At 47.1% G+C, this 18,744-nt stretch carries 19 protein-coding genes; 15 read left to right on the top strand and 4 right to left on the bottom strand.

What is annotated here, in order from left to right; all coding sequences use genetic code 11:
* Positions 1-116: 116 nt before the first annotated feature.
* Complete coding sequence (locus MHM94_RS15145) at positions 117-1,040, top strand: glyoxylate/hydroxypyruvate reductase A (RefSeq protein WP_235419748.1); 924 nt, start codon at positions 117-119, stop codon at positions 1,038-1,040.
* 319 nt (positions 1,041-1,359) lie between these two features.
* On the opposite strand, the gene smrA is transcribed toward MHM94_RS15145, so the two are convergent.
* The 3 genes from smrA to MHM94_RS15130 form a co-directional block, all read right to left on the bottom strand.
* Complete coding sequence (gene smrA, locus MHM94_RS15140) at positions 1,360-1,953, bottom strand: DNA endonuclease SmrA (protein ID WP_053910275.1); 594 nt, start codon at positions 1,951-1,953, stop codon at positions 1,360-1,362.
* Positions 1,954-2,066: 113 nt separating this feature from the next.
* Positions 2,067-2,291 (bottom strand): hypothetical protein, encoded by a 225-nt coding sequence (locus tag MHM94_RS15135; protein ID WP_235419747.1) that lies wholly within the window; start codon positions 2,289-2,291, stop codon positions 2,067-2,069.
* Between the two features lie 115 nt (positions 2,292-2,406).
* Complete coding sequence (locus MHM94_RS15130) at positions 2,407-2,832, bottom strand: hypothetical protein (protein ID WP_239348340.1); 426 nt, start codon at positions 2,830-2,832, stop codon at positions 2,407-2,409.
* A 165-nt stretch (positions 2,833-2,997) separates the two neighbouring features.
* Between MHM94_RS15130 and MHM94_RS15125 the strand changes: the two genes are divergently transcribed.
* Positions 2,998-3,381 (top strand): response regulator, encoded by a 384-nt coding sequence (locus MHM94_RS15125; RefSeq protein ID WP_022945274.1) that lies wholly within the window; start codon positions 2,998-3,000, stop codon positions 3,379-3,381.
* Between the two features lie 65 nt (positions 3,382-3,446).
* Here the strand turns inward: MHM94_RS15125 and rpsT are convergent, their stop codons facing one another.
* Entirely contained in the window at positions 3,447-3,707 is a 261-nt protein-coding gene (gene rpsT, locus MHM94_RS15120; RefSeq protein WP_022945273.1) for a 30S ribosomal protein S20, read from the bottom strand.
* A gap of 325 nt (positions 3,708-4,032) precedes the next feature.
* Here rpsT and murJ point away from each other — a divergent pair, with 325 nt between their 5' ends.
* The 13 genes from murJ to MHM94_RS15055 all read left to right on the top strand — a co-directional run bounded on the left by murJ (position 4,033) and on the right by MHM94_RS15055 (position 18,715).
* Positions 4,033-5,613: a murein biosynthesis integral membrane protein MurJ gene (murJ, locus tag MHM94_RS15115; RefSeq protein WP_328283404.1), complete on the top strand. Its 1,581-nt coding sequence runs from the start codon at positions 4,033-4,035 to the stop codon at positions 5,611-5,613.
* A gap of 61 nt (positions 5,614-5,674) precedes the next feature.
* Positions 5,675-6,628, top strand: a complete 954-nt coding sequence (gene ribF, locus MHM94_RS15110; RefSeq protein WP_235419745.1) for a bifunctional riboflavin kinase/FAD synthetase — start codon at positions 5,675-5,677, stop codon at positions 6,626-6,628.
* 21 nt (positions 6,629-6,649) lie between these two features.
* Positions 6,650-9,472: an isoleucine--tRNA ligase gene (gene ileS / locus MHM94_RS15105; RefSeq protein WP_235419744.1), complete on the top strand. Its 2,823-nt coding sequence runs from the start codon at positions 6,650-6,652 to the stop codon at positions 9,470-9,472.
* A 20-nt stretch (positions 9,473-9,492) separates the two neighbouring features.
* Positions 9,493-9,990 carry a signal peptidase II gene (gene lspA, locus MHM94_RS15100; RefSeq protein WP_022945269.1) on the top strand — a complete coding sequence of 166 codons (498 nt, stop codon included), beginning with the start codon at positions 9,493-9,495 and terminating at the stop codon, positions 9,988-9,990.
* Positions 9,983-10,426, top strand: a complete 444-nt coding sequence (fkpB, locus tag MHM94_RS15095) for an FKBP-type peptidyl-prolyl cis-trans isomerase (RefSeq protein WP_045978213.1) — start codon at positions 9,983-9,985, stop codon at positions 10,424-10,426. The genes lspA and fkpB overlap by 8 nt, the downstream gene beginning before the upstream one ends.
* On the top strand, positions 10,423-11,352 hold the full coding sequence (gene ispH / locus MHM94_RS15090; RefSeq protein ID WP_235419743.1) for a 4-hydroxy-3-methylbut-2-enyl diphosphate reductase: 930 nt from the start codon (positions 10,423-10,425) through the stop codon (positions 11,350-11,352). The genes fkpB and ispH overlap by 4 nt, the downstream gene beginning before the upstream one ends.
* 17 nt (positions 11,353-11,369) lie before the next feature.
* On the top strand, positions 11,370-12,419 hold the full coding sequence (locus tag MHM94_RS18525; RefSeq protein WP_022945266.1) for a histidine kinase: 1,050 nt from the start codon (positions 11,370-11,372) through the stop codon (positions 12,417-12,419).
* A complete protein-coding gene (locus MHM94_RS15080) occupies positions 12,400-13,116 on the top strand; it encodes a LytTR family DNA-binding domain-containing protein (protein WP_022945265.1) in 717 nt (238 codons plus the stop codon). The genes MHM94_RS18525 and MHM94_RS15080 overlap by 20 nt, the downstream gene beginning before the upstream one ends.
* A gap of 107 nt (positions 13,117-13,223) precedes the next feature.
* Positions 13,224-13,781, top strand: coding sequence for a type IV pilus modification protein PilV (gene pilV / locus MHM94_RS15075; protein WP_235419742.1), 558 nt, complete (start codon positions 13,224-13,226; stop codon positions 13,779-13,781).
* Positions 13,782-13,783: 2 nt separating this feature from the next.
* On the top strand, positions 13,784-14,791 hold the full coding sequence (locus MHM94_RS15070) for a PilW family protein (RefSeq protein ID WP_235419741.1): 1,008 nt from the start codon (positions 13,784-13,786) through the stop codon (positions 14,789-14,791).
* Positions 14,779-15,258 carry a pilus assembly protein PilX gene (locus MHM94_RS15065; protein WP_328283397.1) on the top strand — a complete coding sequence of 160 codons (480 nt, stop codon included), beginning with the start codon at positions 14,779-14,781 and terminating at the stop codon, positions 15,256-15,258. The genes MHM94_RS15070 and MHM94_RS15065 overlap by 13 nt, the downstream gene beginning before the upstream one ends.
* An 18-nt stretch (positions 15,259-15,276) precedes the next feature.
* Complete coding sequence (locus tag MHM94_RS18520; protein ID WP_235419740.1) at positions 15,277-18,312, top strand: PilC/PilY family type IV pilus protein; 3,036 nt, start codon at positions 15,277-15,279, stop codon at positions 18,310-18,312.
* Positions 18,302-18,715 (top strand): type IV pilin protein, encoded by a 414-nt coding sequence (locus tag MHM94_RS15055; protein WP_235419739.1) that lies wholly within the window; start codon positions 18,302-18,304, stop codon positions 18,713-18,715. Before MHM94_RS18520 ends, MHM94_RS15055 begins: the two co-directional genes overlap by 11 nt.
* Positions 18,716-18,744 lie beyond the last annotated feature (29 nt).

The following is an 18,744-nucleotide window of genomic DNA, read 5'->3' as shown; positions in this document are numbered from 1 at the left end:
AGATTAGCCACAGGGTAAGAATTAACCATGACATCAAAGTGTAAAATAGATGACAGTTTCAAGACGACATCGGGTTGTGGGATACTGAGGAAAACTATCGCTGTGATGGAGATAATATGAGTTTATTAGTGGCAATTGCGAACAGAAATACAGATAAGCTGCTGAGCATGCTTAAACAGCAACTGGGTGAGCAGCAAGTACAAGTATGGCCTGATATTGAGGATGCTGCAGCGATTGATATGGTGCTTGGCTGGCAGGTACCGGCTGAGGTGTTTAGTGCTTTGCCAAATCTAAAAGCGGTGTCTTCTTTTGGTGCCGGTGTCGACGGCCTTAACCTGGATGCCATTGCAGATCATGTGTCGGTCACGCGTATTGTTGATAATGAGCTGGCAGCAGATATGGCTGAATACGTATTAACTCAAGTGCTGCTGCATAAATCTCATATGCCTCGTTACTGGCGCCAACAAAGTAGCAAACAATGGCGAGCGAAGCGGGTGCGCGCACACAATCGCGTCGGCCTGCTCGGGTACGGTCAGCTTGGTAGCGCTATTGCGCAGCGTTTAGCTGCTAATGGCTTTACTATCAAAGCGTGGTCGAACTCAGAAAAACCTGACACAGCGACGGTGACACACTTTTGCGGTGATAGCGGCCTAAACGAGATGCTTGCGCATGTCGATTATTTGGTTTGTGTACTGCCTTTGACTGCAAAGACCCGCAATATAATTGATGCTGAGCTGTTGGCAAAACTGCCTGCGCATGCGGTATTAATTAATGTTGGCAGAGGAGAGCATGTATGTGAAAGTGCATTACAAACCGCACTCTCAAAACACACTTTAGGCGGTGCCACCCTTGATGTGTTTCGCCAAGAACCTTTGCCAGAGGAGAGTCCTTTATGGCACCAAGAAAACCTCATTTTGACCCCGCATTGCAGTGCGCTTAGCCGCATTGAAACGGTTGTTGAGCAAGTGGTCGAGAACTATCAACGCTTGCAGTCTGGGCAAACATTAAAGCACCTTATTAGCCGCGAACGAGCTTATTAAGTTGTTTTAATAGGAACTAAACACTGTGTAAGTAAACAGCTTGTTAAGTTTTAGTCAGTTGCTATAGTAAACATGCTACATGCTTGATGTATAAAAAAAATAACAAGTTAGGCTATTTTATTAGCCGCAACCTTTATAGGAAGCGCTATGAAACATAATCAAGGCGGAGCTAAGCTCAGCTATGTGTTGTTTTGGGTTGCTTTGCTGGGACTCGCAGCTTGGTTCAACCAAGCCAATGCCATGCCGCTGTAAAGCTCCTATTTGTAACTGACATTCGACGGACAAAATGCCGAAGCCTAGGGTTTCGGCATTTTTATTTTCAGCGTTTAGCGTGGCGTTCGCGGTTTTCCAATTTCTTATCTGCACTTTTCTTTAATAGCACGTAGGTTGCGCCTAGGCCGCCATGGGGCTTCAACGCACTGTGGCAGGCAAGTACGCAGGACAATTGTTTGAGCCAATGATTGACGTAGCTTTTGAGCAGCCCTTTCTGGGATTGATTACGCTCCCCAGTGCCGTGACGCACTAGCAATACGCGAATGTTACGCTGGTGGCAGTCGCTCACCGTTTCATACAGTGCCTGGCGTGCCTGAAGCAGTGATTGACCGTGCAAGTCGAGTGTGGCGTCAACGCCGTATTTTCCTAAGCGAAGGTTTTTGTACACACCGTCTTGTACACCATCTTTTTTATAGGCGATAAAATCGAGTGGGTCAATCAAGTCAATGTATTCGGTGCTGAGGATGTTGTCATCTAACTCTGCATCTAACTGCGCCGCCAAACGTTTGTGTTGTTGCGCGAGGGTGGGCGTGGTGTGCGGTTCGAAGTAGCTTACCTTATCGTTTTGCTTGAGCGGCGTTACATCCTCCATTAGCTCTGCGAAAAGATCCGAGTCTGGGCTTTTATGAGACGCTGTCATGATGACCTCGCTTACATGGTTACTACTAGCTTTATACTAGCCCAATATACGGTGTCAGTACTATGATGATCACTCTCGATAGTACTGACTGCGTATTTTTAAACCAATTCAAGCTAAACCGATGGGCCACTGATGCGCTGTGTGTACACCTTAAATAAATAAAACGTATTAATTAAAACCAGGGAGATGTTAGTCAGTCCATTGGGGGTTACTAATTGTTGCGAATGCACAAAAAATAACAGACCAATCGCTACACTTGCGCCAATGCGCAGTAAGCGTCCATGACTAATAAAAAATGCGCCAATAGCCAGTGCTCCAAGCAAAATCTGAATTCCCAAGTTGACGTCCAAGGTGTATCGCTCCACAACGTGATGGTTAAAAAAGGAGCGCTATTATGCGAACGTGAAGGCCCTTAAGCAAGCGAAAAAATATATCTTTTTCGGATAAGTTTTTCTAACTTGAAAAAAGATGCACTAAGACTGCAAAAAAACCTTCTTGTTTGATGATTTCATAGCGATGACAAGTATCTGCTTGCGTGCGATCTCGGCATAAGTACATGGCCTTGTTGGCGTCTATGGATTGCAGGTAAAGCTCTGAATCTACGAGTGTTGGGCCACCAAGTAGGGTGGGCACATAAATGCTACTGGCCACTAACCCCAGCTTTTGATAAGTGATCAACTGAGGTTTGGGCATCAGCATAAATATTGCCAGCAGCGCTAATAACGTAAATAAAATAATTTGGCCTAACTTACCCTTTGGTTTGGTGCGCTGAGGAGCTCCTTGGCGCGACTGCTCATCCTGCTGTGCTTGGCGCTGCGAGGCGTTATCTGCCGAAGAGGGCGGCCGCTTAATTCTTTTTGGCGTCGCTGCTTGCTTCAAGAGTGAATGCTTTTTAGTTTTTTTTACCATAACGCTCTACACACAGGTTTACTTGGCCTAAACTATATAGGACTCTATAATATAAACGTTTTTTTAGTATAGCGTGGCTAGGGCTGGAAGTTAACTTAAACACCAGTGGCTAAGGCGCAAATTAGGGAAGGTCCAATGGATGAGGATATAGCGATTTTAATCGTGGATGATGTGGGTACGGTGCGTAGCTTTTTACATCAAACGTTAATGCATTTAGGCATTGAAAATGTAGATGAGGCGGCAAACGCTGCGCAATGCATGTCTGCGTGCGCGAACAAAGAGTACGATATTATCTTTCTCGACATCGAATTGCCTGACGGCGATGGCAAAGACATGATTGCAGACATAAATAGTCAGCTCCCCGAGGCCAATGTGGTTATGGTCAGCGCTCACTCAACAATTGATAATGTTAAGGACGCAATTGATAAAGGCGCTAAGGGGTTTGTGGTTAAGCCGTTTTCGCCAAAGAAAATAGCAGCCATGCTGAAAAAGTTTTACCCCAACATGGAATTTGTCTGACTTCTTGAATTATAGGCATAAAAAAACCGGCTAATGCCGGTTTTTTGCGTTATCAAAAAACTAAATTATAGTGCTTTGATTTTCGCTGCAAGACGGCTCTTATGGCGAGCAGCCTTGTTTTTATGGATTAGACCCTTAGTCGCGTAACGGTCTAGGATAGGTGTTGCTTGTGCGAAAGCAGCTTGTGCCGCTTCTTTGTCGCCAGCTTCAATAGCAGCAGATACTTTTTTGAAGTATGTACGCATCATTGAACGACGGCTTGCGTTGTGCTGACGGCGTTTTTCGCTCGTTACAGCGCGTTTCTTTGCAGACTTGATGTTAGCCAAGGTTTGCTCCTAACAATCTTAAATAAAGCTTATATTTAAAGGCCGTGGACTATGCCCTCTTTTTTCCAATTTGTCAATCAAATTAACAAAAGACAAAGCAAACTGCGGGAGTAACGAATCGCCAATGGCTACCGGGAGACACATATATACAGTGCAAAGTTGGGTTAACGCACTATATACCCAAATAAATGATTGGTCTGTTATTGCAGTTTAGGCCTCTGACCTCGGCGGATTATAGCAAAGCTATTAGGCAACCACCAGCGCTGTATTCGCTGCCTATTTGTTGGCATAATGCCGCCATTATCGTTTGCCTCAGTGAGGATATGTGGCTAACAGTCTATTTCGTTCTGGCATGATAGTCAGCGCCATGACCATGATATCGCGCGTACTGGGCTTAGTGCGTGACGCCGTTGTGGCAAATCTTTTAGGAGCTAATGCGGCTGCCGACGTATTCTTATTTGCTAATCGCATTCCCAATTTTTTACGCCGTTTATTCGCAGAAGGGGCCTTTGCCCAAGCTTTTGTGCCAGTGCTCAGTGAAATCAAGGAGCAGCAAGGTGATGATGCCGTGCGCTTATTTGTGGCGCGGGCGGCAGGCACCTTAGGCACTATCTTGTTGGTGGTGACCATTGTTGGCGTGATAGGTTCGCCCATAATCGCCGCACTGTTTGGTGCTGGGTGGTTTGTTGATTGGTACCAAGGCACAGGTGAGGGCGATAAATTTATTTTAGCCTCGGCGCTGTTGAAGTGGACCTTCCCGTATTTATTTTTTGTTTCGCTGGTCGCGCTCAGTGGCGCCATATTGAATGTGTATAACCGCTTCGCGGTGGCGGCCTTCACCCCGGTGCTGTTGAACGTTGCCATTATCAGCAGCGCTATATACTTGCATCAGTATGTCAGCATTGGAGCTTACGCTTTAGCTATCGGTGTGTTCATTGGTGGGGCGGTGCAATTAGCCTTTCAGCTACCGTTTTTATACCGCGCCAAAATGCTAGTGAAGCCACGATGGGGGTGGCAAGACCCTGGCGTGGTCAAAGTGCGAAAACTGATGATCCCAGCGTTATTCGGTGTATCGGTGTCGCAAATCAACCTCTTTCTCGATACCGTGATTGCCTCTTTTTTGGTGACAGGCTCCATCGCCTGGTTGTACTACGCGGACAGGCTCATTGAATTTCCTTTAGGTTTATTCGGCATTGGCATTGCCACGGTGATTTTACCGACCTTATCTAAACTCCACGCCGGTGATAAGGGATCTGATTTTCAGCACACCTTAGATTGGGGAGTGCGTTTTGTGATCTTTCTAGGGTTGCCTGCCATGCTAGGACTGATGGTAATAAGCCCGTTGATTATTACCGTGTTATTTGACCACGGTGCGTTCGCAAGCGCTGAGGTGGATCATGTCCGCGCAGTGTCCTTGGGCGTGGCCGCCTATGCTGTTGGTCTGGTCAGCTTTATGCTGATTAAGGTATTAGCGCCGGGCTTTTACGCTCGTCAGGATACCCGCACTCCGGTGCGCATCGGCATTATCGCCATGGTTTTGAATATGGTATTTAACTTACTGCTCGCCCCGTTTATTGGGTATTTGGGCCTCGCGTTGGCCACCGCACTCTCTGCGACTTGTAACGCCCTATTGTTATATCGACAGCTGGCCAAAGAACAGGTTTATCATTTTTCAAAAACCAGTGTCATTTTTACTGGCAAATGTTTATTTGCTACTGCCTGTATGGGGGCAGCGGTGTATGCTTTACAAAGCCAGTTTATGTGGCAGCAATGGCCTTTTTATGAGCAAATCGCTTTGTTGGCAGGGCTGATTGTTGTGGCGATGAGTTGTTACTTTGGCGTGCTATTCATTATGGGCGTGCGCCCAAGTATGATAAAAAACGTGGCAACTACTGAATCACATTAAAAAAAAGATTATAATCGAGCACTTTCGTCAGTCGTAGTGCGTAAAACAAGGCCTTTTAGAAATGGAGCTGATACGCGGGATCCACAATATTCGAAGCCAACATCATGGCTGTGTACTCACCATAGGCAATTTTGATGGTGTGCACCTGGGTCATCGAGAGGTGATAAAAGGTTTATTGCGTGATGCTAGCGCGCTGAACTTACCCAGCACCGTGATGTTATTTGAGCCGCAGCCGCAAGAGTTCTTTTTAAAAGAACGGGCTCCGGCACGCTTGACTCGACTACGTGATAAGCTTGCCTTACTCGCTAATCTGGGCGTGGAGCGGGTGGTCTGCGTGAGCTTTAATGGCCGCTTTGCCAGCCAAGGTGCAGCTGAATTTGTTAGTGAAGTATTGCTTAAAAAGCTTGGCGTAAAAGCACTCACTGTGGGCGACGACTTCCGCTTTGGCAAAGGCCGCAGTGGAGACTTCTCGTTGCTCAAAGCCATGGGTGAAACAGCCGGTATGGCGGTGAAAAGCACCGAGAGCTTCAAAAAGGCCAATGCGCGAGTCAGCAGTACGGCTATTCGTGAAGCGCTCAGAGCCGGTGACTTAGAGCTGGCTAAAGCGATGCTGGGTCACGATTACGCCATCAGCGGACGCGTGATTCACGGTTGGAAAAAAGGCCGAGAGCTTGGCTTTCCAACGGCCAATGTGGCCCTGAAGCGGCAAGTTTGTCCGCTCAGCGGTGTCTTTGCTGTGCAAGCCAAAGTGGGTACGCACACTTATAACGGCGTCGCGAATGTGGGCAATAAGCCCACCTTTAACGGTACCCGAGCCTTATTGGAAGTACACTTGTTTGACTTCCAGCAAAGCATCTATGGGCAATTTATCGAAGTGCAGCTTAAAGCGAAGCTGCGCGATGAACATAAATTCAATGGTCTTGATGCCTTGGTGGCGCAAATTAATCAAGATATTATCGAGGCCAAACAGTTTTTTACTTTATCGACTACCGCAGATGTCAGCGGCGGTCTGTAGCCGGAACGGAAAGTAGGATTAATGAGCGACTATAAACATACCTTAAATTTACCGGAAACTGAGTTTCCCATGCGCGGCAACCTGGCCAAACGCGAACCAACCATGCTTAAGCAATGGTATGAGCAAGACTTGTACGGCAAAATTCGTGCAGCAAAAAAAGGTAAGCCGTCTTTCATTTTGCATGATGGCCCTCCTTATGCGAACGGTAACATTCACTTAGGTCACTCTGTTAATAAAATCCTTAAAGACATTATTATCAAGTCTAAGACGCTTTCAGATTATGATGCGCCTTATATTCCTGGCTGGGATTGTCACGGGCTACCGATCGAGCTGATGGTAGAAAAGAAAGTCGGTAAGCCAGGCAAAAAAGTGTCGGTGGCGGAATTTCGCCAAAAATGTCGTGAGTATGCGGCGAAACAGGTAGACGGCCAAAAAACTGACTTCAAACGCTTAGGTGTGTTAGGGGATTGGGATAAGCCTTACCTAACAATGAACTATGATTTCGAAGCCAATGCCATTCGCACCCTAGGCCGCATTATCGATAAAGGTCACCTGCATAAAGGGGCGAAACCGGTGCACTGGTGTACCGACTGTGGTTCAGCGTTGGCGGAAGCCGAAGTGGAGTACCAAGATAAACAGTCACCGGCTATCGATGTGAAATTTACCTTCGTCGATCAACAGGCCATTGTTAGCGCCTTTGATTTGGCTGAGGGCCATCAAGGAAATGGTCCAGTAGCCACAGCGATTTGGACGACAACGCCATGGACCCTACCGGCAAACCGCGCCGTTGCCGTGCATGAGAATTTGGAATATGCCCTAGTGCAGGTCGAAGATGAAGGCCAACAGCAGCGCTTTGTGCTGGGCTCAGAGTTGGTCAAAGACTGCATGGACCGTTTCGGCTTTAAGCACTATCACACTTTGGGTTATGTTAAAGGTGAAGTGCTTGATAAACTGAGCGTTGCGCATCCGTTCCTTGATATCAATGTACCTGTTATTTTGGCTGATCACGTAACCACCGACTCAGGTACGGGCATTGTTCATACCGCACCAGGCCATGGTCAAGAAGACTATGTCGCAGGCCAAGCCTACGGCTTAGAAGTAGCCAACCCAGTGGGTGCAAACGGCGTTTATTTGCCAGACACCCCTATTTTTGCCGGTCAGCACGTATTTAAAGCCAACCCTAATGTGATTGAGCTGTTGCAAGAGAAAGGCGCGTTGTTGCATCACCATGCGCTTGAGCATAGCTACCCGCATTGCTGGCGCCACAAAACCCCCATTATTTTCCGCGCCACACCGCAGTGGTTTATTTCAATGGACAAAGCCGGCCTGCGTAAAGACTCTATTGCCGAAATTAAAAAGACTCAATGGTTACCAGGATGGGGTGAAAGCCGCATTGAAAATATGGTTGAGGGGCGCCCGGATTGGTGTATTTCGCGTCAGCGTACTTGGGGCGTACCTATTGCCTTGTTCGTAGATAAAGACACCGGTGATTTGCACCCTAACAGCGCAGAATTGATTGAACAAGCTGCGCAGCTAGTGGAAAAAGACGGTATCCAGGCGTGGTACGACTTAGAGCCGCACACCTTATTAGGTGATGATGCTGAGCAGTACGTGAAGGTACAAGATACTTTAGATGTGTGGTTTGATTCTGGCGTAACCCATGCCTGCGTGATTGATGCACGTGACGAATTGACGCGTCCTGCCGATCTTTACCTTGAGGGTTCAGATCAACACCGTGGTTGGTTTATGTCATCACTGATGACCAGTGTGGCAATTCATGGTCACGCGCCATATCGCCAAGTAATGACCCACGGCTTCACGGTGGATGAAAAAGGCCGCAAGATGTCAAAGTCTTTGGGCAATGTTATCTCACCGCAAGACGTGATGAATAAAATGGGCGCGGATATTTTGCGTCTATGGGTGGCTTCGAGTGACTTCACCGCAGAGATGACCGTGTCTGATGAAATCTTCAAGCGCTCGGCGGACCGTTACCGTCGTATCCGTAATACCAGCCGCTACTTGTTAGCCAACCTCAATGGTTTTAATCCTGAGACTGACCTTGTTGAGGTGGCAGAAATGGTTGAGCTAGACCGCTGGATTGTCTCTCGTGCTGCCAGTCTACAAGAAGAGCTCATTAAGGCTTATGACGAGTATCAGTTGCTATTAGTAACGCAAAAACTGATGAACTTCTGCACCGGAGAGCTCGGCTCATTCTACCTGGATGTGATTAAAGACCGTCAGTACACGGCAAAGGCTGATTCTCATGCGCGTCGTTCGTGTCAGAGTGCGCTGTACCATATTGCCGAGGCTATGACCCGCTGGATGGCGCCAATTCTGAGCTTTACTGCGCAGGAAATTTGGCAGGCACTACCCGGTGAGCGCGAAGAGTTTGTCTTTACCGGACAATGGTATAACGGCCTTCAGGCAGTATCAGGTAAGTTCACTGATGAGCAGTGGCAACACGTATTAGAAGTGCGTGATGCAGTGAACAGAGTACTGGAGAATGCTCGTAAAGAAGACATTATCGGTGCTACCTTGCAAGCCGAGGTAACGCTTTATGCCGACGATACGTTAAAAGCAACACTGGATGCCCTGGGTGAAGAGCTGCGCTTTGTGTTGTTAACATCAAAAGTAACGGTGCAAGCGCTCAGTACTAAACCGGCAGAGATTGCGGATTCAGAGCTGTCAGGGCTTGGCGTACAAGTGGTGGCGACCTCGGCGAGCAAATGTGAGCGCTGTTGGCATTACTGCGATGATGTAGGCACCCACGATAAGTATGACGATCTGTGTGGGCGTTGCGTAACTAACGTTGAGGGCGATGGCGAAACACGCCAGTTTGCCTAAGCAGTAAGTAAGGAGCGAAGGTGTTAGCAAAGCGAAGTGGGCTTATATGGCTGACGCTTTCAGCGCTGGTTTTGGTGCTCGATTGGGGCACTAAAACTTGGGTTGTCAGCGCTATGTCGTTACGGGAAAGCATTGATGTTTTGCCGTTTTTTAATATTACCTATGTACATAATTATGGTGCCGCATTTAGTTTTCTCAGTGATGCCGGCGGCTGGCAACGGTGGTTCTTAAGTGCCATTGCCGTGACTATCTCGGTGCTGCTGGTATGGTGGCTAAAACGCTTGCCAGCGACCAATAAGCTGCTCGGCAGTGCTTATGCATTGGTGCTCGCGGGAGCACTTGGTAACCTTTACGACCGACTACACTATGGGTATGTTATCGACTTTATCCATGTCTATTATCAGGACTGGCATTATCCCGCGTTTAACATTGCCGATTGCGCCATTTGTATTGGTGCGGCGCTGTTATTATTCGATGCCTTTAAATCCAGCAGTAAAGAGGAGCAGGCCCATGAGTAACATGGTGATCGGTGCTAATTCCGAGGTTGTTTTTCATTTCTCTATCAAGCTCAGCGATGGCTCTGCAGCGGATTCTACTAAAGTGCACGATAAGCCGGCTAAGCTGACCATGGGCGATGGCAGCTTAACGGAAAACTTTGAAAAATGTTTGCTAGGGCTGTCGGCTGGTGATGAGAAAAGCTTTGAGCTTGAGCCAGAGGATGCCTTTGGTCAGCCTAACCCTGACAATATTTATCATGTTGATAGAAGCAAATTCGGCAGTGATGCACCGGCTCAAGTCGGCGCCATCATTGCGTTTACTCAGCCCGATGGTACTGAACTTCCTGGTGTTGTTCGCGAAGTGGTTGGCGAGTCGGTCACTATTGACTTTAACCACCCGTTAGCCGGGCAAAAGTTAACCTTTGAAGTGGAAATTTTGGAGGTCACAAACCCATGAAAATAGTGCTTGCTAACCCGCGTGGGTTTTGTGCTGGTGTCGACCGGGCTATCAGTATTGTTGAGCGGGCTTTGGATATTTTTGAGGCGCCAATTTATGTGCGTCATGAAGTCGTGCATAACAAATATGTGGTTAATGGTTTAAAAAACCGAGGTGCCGTGTTTGTTGAAGAGCTGCATCAAGTGCCCGACGACAGCATCGTCATTTTTAGTGCTCACGGCGTCTCCCAAGCCGTGCGCCAAGAGGCCAAGCGTCGCGAGTTAAAAGTATTCGATGCCACCTGTCCGTTAGTCACCAAAGTGCATATGGAAGTGACGCGAGCATCACGCAAAGCGATTGAGTGTATTCTCATTGGTCACCACGGCCACCCTGAGGTAGAAGGCACCATGGGGCAATACGATAATCCCGAAGGCGGGATTTATCTGGTCGAAACTCCAGAGGACGTCGCTAAGCTTGAAGTGAAAAACCCAAGCAACTTGTTCTATTGTAGTCAAACCACGTTATCGGTAGACGATACTGCTGATGTGATTGATGCGCTGCGGGCTAAATTCCCAGATATAGACGGCCCGCGAAAAGACGATATTTGTTATGCCACGCAAAATCGTCAGGATGCAGTGCGAGACTTAGCTGATAAAGTGGATGTGCTGTTAGTGGTGGGTGCCAAAAACAGTTCAAACTCTAATCGGTTGCGGGAACTTGCCAGTAAGATGGGCACTAAAGCCTACCTTATCGATGATGCCAGCAGCATTGATGCCAGCTGGCTTGAGGGCATTGATTCTGTGGGCGTGACAGCAGGCGCATCAGCACCTGAGGTGTTAGTACAAGAAGTGATTACTCACTTGCAGTGTGCAGGTGGTGAGCAAGTCACGGAAAACCCCGGGCGTGAAGAAGACATCGTGTTTGCTGTGCCGGCCGAGCTACGATAGCTAGTATCGAGGTAAGCGTGGAACCAGCATCGCAACCGCACAGCAATCGCTACAGCCTGCTGACCACGCTTTGTCAGACCCGAGGGGTATTAAGTGCCTTGGTCGTAGGGGAGGCATTGGCGCTGATCATTAGCTTTAGTGTCAGTGCGTTGGAAAACTTCTGGGTCGTGTTAGGTCAGGTCAGCCTGCTGGTGCAGTTCATTGTTTCTCTTAGTTTTGCTCTGCTGTATGCGTTGAATGGCATTAGAGCGCAATTAAGTGACAATATCCAAGCTGGTGCAGTGATCGGCACTTTGGTGCTTGTCACTTTCATGACCACTTTATATATCAGTTATTTGGCGCTGTTTGCCGAACAAGCGCCAGTATGGTTCGTAATTAAAAGCTGCGCCATTAGTGCGTTAGTCGCTGCGCTGTTCGTGCAGTTTATGGCCATTTATAATGAACATGCTAAGGCGCACTCAGCCTACGCCAGTGCTCAATTGGACGCGTTACAAGCGCGTATCCGCCCGCATTTTTTATTCAATACCTTGAACACCATCGCTGAATTAGCGCATCAAGATGCCCATGCTGCAGAGGACTCGGCATTAGCATTGGCATCGTTATCTCGCGCTGCTATGAACGTAGGAAAGCAAAGTACCCTTAATGACGAGCTCCAGTTAGCTCAGCGCTATATCGCTCTTGAACAATGGCGCTTTGGCACACGCCTAGCTGTGCAGTGGTCGATTCCTGATACGGTACATAACATTGCTATGCCGTGCTTGACCTTGCAGCCGTTACTAGAAAACGCAGTGTTGCACGGAGTGGAGGCTAGCGCGACCGGCTCGCTGATAGAAGTCGAGGTGTACCTCAGTGAGCAAAGCGCAACGGTGATAGTCAGCAATAGTGTGTCAGCTAACAGCGAGTCAAAACGCAGTCACAACGGCATTGCCTTAGCCAACATCCGCAAACGGCTGGCGATTTTATATCATGGTAGAGCACGATTAAGTCAGCATCGCTTTGACAATCGTTACCGAGTAAAGCTTGTGATCCCAAGAATGGAGTCTTTTAATGAAAGTATTAATCGTTGATGATGAACCGCTCGCCCAAGCCCGCGTCGCTCGCCTACTAGGTACCTACGGGCACATCCATATTGCCGGCTATGCTAGTAGTGGCGCCGAGGCGCTTGAATTGGCTGCGAAAACACAGCCAGATGTTGTCTTTATTGATGTTGAAATGCCGCAAATGAATGGTTTAGAGGCCGCGCAGCAACTCTCCGAGCAGTCATTACCCCCGGCTATCGTGTTTATTACTGCCCACCCGAACCATGCTCTGGATGCCTTTAAAGTGATGCCTACAGCTTATTTGCTCAAACCACTGGAAGCGGCAGAGCTGGATAAGGTCATCAATAAGCTCGGTCAGCAAAATCGTGCGCAAGTGAACCATAAACAGCGTCAGCAATTGAGCTATAAACTGGGGAACCAGCTAAAAACACTTAGCCTTGATGAAGTGCTTTATGTCGCTCGAGATGGTAAATATACTCAGGCAGTCTGCGAAAGCGCACAAGTGTTATTAGATACAAGCTTAAAAGAGCTAGAGCAGCAATTTCCCACTACATTACTCAGAGTGCACCGAAATACCTTAGTGAACCGCAATAAAGTCACATCGCTCACGCAAAGCCAGCGCCAATACCAAATTTTTCTACAAGGGTGTGAGCAACCACTGCCAGTGAGCCGTCGTGAAGTGAGCAAAGTCAAAGACTTACTCTATGGTGATAGTTCCCAATAAATGACCGTTCATACCTAATATAGTACCGTTTATTCCTTCCTGGCTTGTTCCTAATTTCAATATCATTATCCTGCCGTTAACAAAAATTAAAACATCAGGTACATTTCATGTCAGGAAGACACTCGCGACAAGCGCATCAATCTGGCTTTACCCTGCTCGAAGCACTGATTGCATTCATTATTCTCACCATCGGCTTATTAGGCACGGTTGCGCTTCAAGCCAAAGCTAAACAAGCCTCATTCGACTCTATGCAGCGCTCTGCGGCACTGGCTTTAGGCGCCGATATCATGCAACGAATTCGTGTAAATGATACGCAGACGATCGCTGCTCTGTACGCGATGACGTTTAATAGCGCCGACCCCTTACAAACAATTGATTGCAACAACCAAGTTTGTGGCCCTGCTGAACTCGCTAACTATGACAGAAATCAATGGCTTGCTGCTATTAAGGCGAGAGATAACAGTGGCTCACTAGATGATGCCACCGTCTGTATCAATACCACTGAAACCGATGGCGCTGTGACCGATCGTGTGGAAGTGGAAATCATTATTGCTTGGCGGGGTAGACAAGCACTTAATGGCGGTGACAACAGCGTTGCCTGTGGAAACTATGGAAATAACCGCCGCTTGGTGAGGTTAACCAGCACAATTCACATGAGAGCGTAACGATGAATAATAGATTTAAGAGACAGCAAGGTTTAACGCTTGTAGAAGTCATGGTGTCATTGATCGTCGGTGCGGTGATCCTCGCCGGAGTAATGTTTACCTACATTGGTATGAAAGGCACCACGAGAGATACTCTGACTATTGGTGAGTTGCAAGAAACCGGTCGTTTAGCTTTGGACATCATGACCGCCGACATAGCGCAAGCAGGTTTTTGGGGGACATTTTACGAATCTAGTTTCACTGCAGCAAACACGACCGTCCCTGCTGCCCCAGCGAATGACTGTCAAAGTGGCCTGAATAATGGCTCTTTCCCTGATGGCAGCACTGTCGAATTTCGATATATTTTTGCGATTACTTCTGCTGGAGGACCGCAGCTAAACTGTATCGATGACACCATAGCTAATTCTGATATTTTACAAGTCAAGCGCTTGGATGGGCAAAATGTCGCTCCTGGCGCGACTAATGCACAACGCTTTTATTTCTTAGCGGCTCAAAATAGGGCCGAATTTTCTGATAGTCCTGCCGCTGTTCTACCTCGTCCTGATGCAACATTGTGGCCCTACAGCCACCATGTTTACTACGTGCAGGAACAGACCTTTCAAGTTCAGGGGCAAACCCGGGTTATTCCCACTTTGATGCGCAATCGACTAACCACGGGCGCAGGCGGAGCTGCACCTATTCAGTCAGACGTAATTATGGAAGGAGTCGAGAACATTCATTTGTTGTTCGGTTTGGACACCAATGGAGACTCCCGTGTTGATCAATACAGTACGAGTAACACCATGACAGTAGAGCAGTGGCAGCAACAAACTGCCAAGGTATTAACTGTACAAATTAGTATTTTGGTTCGTTCATTAACGCCAGATCCGGGTTTGAATTTACGAAACCAAACCTACCAACTAGGGGGCACCAATGGGCGTGAATTAACCTTTAACGATGAATTCCGTCGTGCTGTATTCACCTCAACTGTGCAATTACGCAATGTAGGAGAAAATTTGTGGGCAATTTAAAAACTCAGCAAGGGGTCGTGCTCGTGGCTGCCTTGATTATGTTGGTTGCTGTGACAGGGATAGCGGTGACATTAATGAGTAGTTCAAGCATTGATGTCAAAGCCACCAATGCAGCCTTGATTCGTGAAGAAGCAGATCATGAAGTGCTTGGCGAGCAAGAAACGGTGATCGCCGATGAAGTAAATCAAGAGAGCAACAGTGAGTTTTTAAACTCTCGAGCTCAAATGCCAGCGTTTGGAAACACCATTACTTTAGCTACAAATGGTGATGCAACCACATTGATGCGTGATCTCAATCCTGGCCCGATGATGCTAAATTGTCCGCGTAAGTTCAACTTTACAGAGGGCATCGTATGTAATTTGGTGGAAGTGCAGACCGCCTATGACTATGGCGCTAAAACACGGCACCAACTTAATCTTCTCAGCGGAATCGCTCAAGAGATGTTAGAAACCAATAAAGCCCGTTGATATTCAAGGATGTAACCTGTGAAATTATTTAAATACAGCGCCATCGCGGCAGCGGTGAGCGTGAGCTCGTTTACAACTTATGCAGATGACACCGATCTTTATCTGAATCGCGATGCAAACTCTGAAGAAAAACCGAAGGTGATGATTGTTTTCGATACTTCAGGGAGTATGGGTTGGAAGTTAGATCCCAATTGTTATTACAACTGTGACAAGAAAATGCCCGTCGCAAAACAAGCGATGAAATCGTTAATAGACGCGAATGAGGACGTTGAATTTGGCCTAGCTCGGCTGCGCTCAAGCCAAGGTGGCTACATAGTGAAAGGGATTGGTAGCGATCATGGCCAAATAAAGAACAAAATTGATAGCTTTGATGCAGACGGCTCTACACCTATCTCTGAGACGCTTTACGAAGTATATCGATATATCCAGGGAGGAAACTTAGACCAAGCTAAAAATGTCAATAACAGGGATAAAAGTATTGATAATGGAAGCAAGTATACTTCTCCTTTTGCCAGTGACAAAACTGAGCGATGTGATAACTCTGTCAACCTAATTCTTATGACCGATGGCGACCCTACAGGTGACCAAAACAGGGATGCAAAGATAATCTCTGAATATACGGCTAAGTTTAGTACGGCACCAACGTCCCTACCTGGAGACTCGACACAAAACGGTACTCATGCAAGCTACCTTCACTCTTTAGCACGGCTTATGCACGGCATCCCCGCAACCGCCAACAACAGTGGCGTTGCTGTTGATGTTTATAAACCAAATGACGATATTAAACACTTTGCACGTGTTTATACCGTTGGTTTTGGTGATGGGCTGTCAAAAGAAGGTCTCGCAATTCTTGAGCAAACTGCAGCCTATGGAGGCGGTCAATATAAAAAAGCAGACAGTGCTAATGAACTTTCTGCAGCACTAACACAAACCATCAATAGTATTCGTCAGGTCAGCGATACCTTTGCGTCGCCTGCATTTGCCAGCAATAACTTTGATAAAACCCAAAGCCGTGACTCGCTTTATTACGCCATGTTCTACCCTAGCGAGACGGCTCGATGGTCAGGGAACTTGAAGAAGTTGAAGGTCAGTGGTGACAAAGTGGTGGCGACTGGAGGCGCGGAGGCGCTAAATGATAGTGGTGCAATAAAAAAAGGCGTAACCACATTTTGGGCGCAACCTAATACACCACCTGACGGTGCTAGCATCATTAATGGCGGTGTTAACAGTGCTTTGGCTTCCGCTACCACAAGTCGGAAGGTGTTTACTTACCTAAAGGGCGATAAAAAAGACTTCACCTACTCTAATGTTGAAGATGCGTTATCTGAAGAAGATTTACATAAGTATTTCAACAGTGACAGCACTAAGGCCAGGGCGATGATCAATTGGTCAGTAGGTAAAGATGCCCAGGATGAGGATGCGGATGGCAATATCAATGAAATGCGTCAAGCGGTTATGGGCGATCCCCTACACTCAAAGCCTTTGGCTATCGACTATGGTAATGATATTCGTATTTTGCTTGGTACTAACGCCGGCTATATCCATATGTTCAAGGATAATGAAGCAACTGACAGTGCTAATAACACGGTAGAAGAAAGCTGGGCATTTATACCACAGGAGTTGTTCTCGGTGGTTAAACCTTTGTATAACGACAGTGCCGAAAAAGTCTATGGAATGGATGGCCCTATTTCTTTGTTCTTCGATGATAAAGGACAACCGAATGTAGTCGATGGGGGTGATAGAGTATGGGCATACTTTGCTATGCGCAGAGGGGGGTCTAGCTACTATGCAATGGATATTACGGACCCTGACAATCCGACCTTACTATGGCAAATATCTGATCAAACCCCCGGCTTTGCAGAACTTGGTCAATCTTGGTCTCGTGCAGAGGTGATATACGCCAATATTGATGGTTATAAAGATAAACCATTGCTTGTATTTGGTGCAGGCTACGATACTAACAAAGATAATGTCGCTAGTGGTGCAGATAGCAAGGGTAGAGGTATCTATATTGTTGATGCCGAAACGGGTAAAAAGGTTTGGTCACTCACACCGCAAAATGGCTTTGCAGGCAATCATAGTATTGTGGCAAATATCGCGTACCTTGACTCCGACTATGATGGCTATGTTGATCGCTTATATGCAGCCGATTTAGGCGGGGATATCTGGCGTGTGGATATGCCTAGTAGCAACCCTACAGACAGTGCTAATCCATGGACTCACCATAAGCTCGCCGCATTAGGTGGCAGTGGCAGCAATCGACGATTTTTCTATCGCCCAGTCGTGGCAAGAACTTACTTCAGTAAAGTCACTGAGACAACCACTGAGGTAAATGGTCAAAGCAAAACGACGCTCACGCGAAATACCACCCCCTATGAAGCAATACTTATTGGCAGTGGGAACCGTGCATCACCATTGGATAACACCATTAATGATCGATTGTTTATGGTGCGTGATGAGAACACCTTGACCCAGTCTTTCAACGATGGATTACCACAAACCATTAATTTAGGTGATTTACTGGATATTACCGGTGATCCCTTTGCCAATGCTCTCGATGATGAAACGCAATTTAGGAATTTAGAGCGCAATATTGGTGAAAACTTTAATGGCTGGCAATACCGGATCAGTTCGGGCGAAAAGGCGTTGGCTTCGCCCACAGTAGTCGGAGGGGTTGCTTATTTCCCAACTTTTAAGCCCGCATCTGACGACTCTACAACCAATCAATGTAGCCTAGCAGCAGGTCAAGGCGGAATTTACGCATTGCACCTCCATTATGGTACTAAGGTTTATGACTGGCGCTACAAAGAAGTCGGTGAATTGGTTCCTGATACACCTACCGTGGTTTGGCAAAAGGATGGAAATAATAAAAGCTCAGGAAAAATAGTACTGCCAAATGGCGTACTAGACCCTAAAGAGCTGGTAGAGCAGGAAGTACCTAGAGACATGGATGGTGATGGCAAAATAGACCTAGTTAAAACTGGGTTGGGAATTAGTCTCAAAACACAGCAAACGTATATTTACAGACGAGAGGACAACCGTGATGAATTCTAATCACACTCAAGAGCATGGATTTACATTAATAGAAGTGATGGTTGTAGTCGCAATTGTTGGTATTTTGGCCGCAATTGCTTACCCATCGTATGCCCAGTATGTGCAGACATCAGCTCGGGCTGAGGCGCGAGCTGCACTTCTTGATGTTGCTAATCGCCAAGAGCAGTTTTTCGTAGATAACAGACAGTATACAGCAACCTTAAATGACCTGGGATTAGCTTCAAGTGACACCGAGACAGGTCTATATGAGCTAACCGTGGCAGTAAATCCGAATGCGTTTACAGTAACGGCTACGGCAAAAAAAGGAGCTGCAAAGGAAGATGTTTGTCAAAGCCTTAGCATTGATGAAGCGGGAGAGAAAAGCGCATCTGGTGCTAGCAAAGAAGAATGTTGGGGGCTGTAGAAAAGCGAACAAAAAAGCCTCATTCTGAG

Origin of the sequence: Pseudoalteromonas sp. CNAT2-18.1, assembly GCF_022347865.1 — a bacterium.
Classification (GTDB): Bacteria; Pseudomonadota; Gammaproteobacteria; order Enterobacterales; family Alteromonadaceae; genus Pseudoalteromonas; species Pseudoalteromonas ruthenica.
The sequence above is the reverse complement of the archived record's forward strand: the minus strand, read 5'-3'. Positions and strand labels throughout refer to the sequence as shown.

Excerpts from the sequence above, each read along its gene's own strand:
- MHM94_RS15145 (WP_235419748.1), top strand. The coding sequence starts at position 117 with ATGAGTTTATTAGTGGCAATTGCGAACAGAAATACAGATAAGCTGCTG.
- smrA (WP_053910275.1), bottom strand. The coding sequence starts at position 1,953 with ATGACAGCGTCTCATAAAAGCCCAGACTCGGATCTTTTCGCAGAGCTA.
- MHM94_RS15125 (WP_022945274.1), top strand. The coding sequence starts at position 2,998 with ATGGATGAGGATATAGCGATTTTAATCGTGGATGATGTGGGTACGGTG.
- ribF (WP_235419745.1), top strand. The coding sequence starts at position 5,675 with ATGGAGCTGATACGCGGGATCCACAATATTCGAAGCCAACATCATGGC.
- ileS (WP_235419744.1), top strand. The coding sequence starts at position 6,650 with ATGAGCGACTATAAACATACCTTAAATTTACCGGAAACTGAGTTTCCC.
- fkpB (WP_045978213.1), top strand. The coding sequence starts at position 9,983 with ATGAGTAACATGGTGATCGGTGCTAATTCCGAGGTTGTTTTTCATTTC.
- ispH (WP_235419743.1), top strand. The coding sequence starts at position 10,423 with ATGAAAATAGTGCTTGCTAACCCGCGTGGGTTTTGTGCTGGTGTCGAC.
- MHM94_RS15080 (WP_022945265.1), top strand. The coding sequence starts at position 12,400 with ATGAAAGTATTAATCGTTGATGATGAACCGCTCGCCCAAGCCCGCGTC.
- pilV (WP_235419742.1), top strand. The coding sequence starts at position 13,224 with ATGTCAGGAAGACACTCGCGACAAGCGCATCAATCTGGCTTTACCCTG.
- MHM94_RS15070 (WP_235419741.1), top strand. The coding sequence starts at position 13,784 with ATGAATAATAGATTTAAGAGACAGCAAGGTTTAACGCTTGTAGAAGTC.
- MHM94_RS15055 (WP_235419739.1), top strand. The coding sequence starts at position 18,302 with ATGAATTCTAATCACACTCAAGAGCATGGATTTACATTAATAGAAGTG.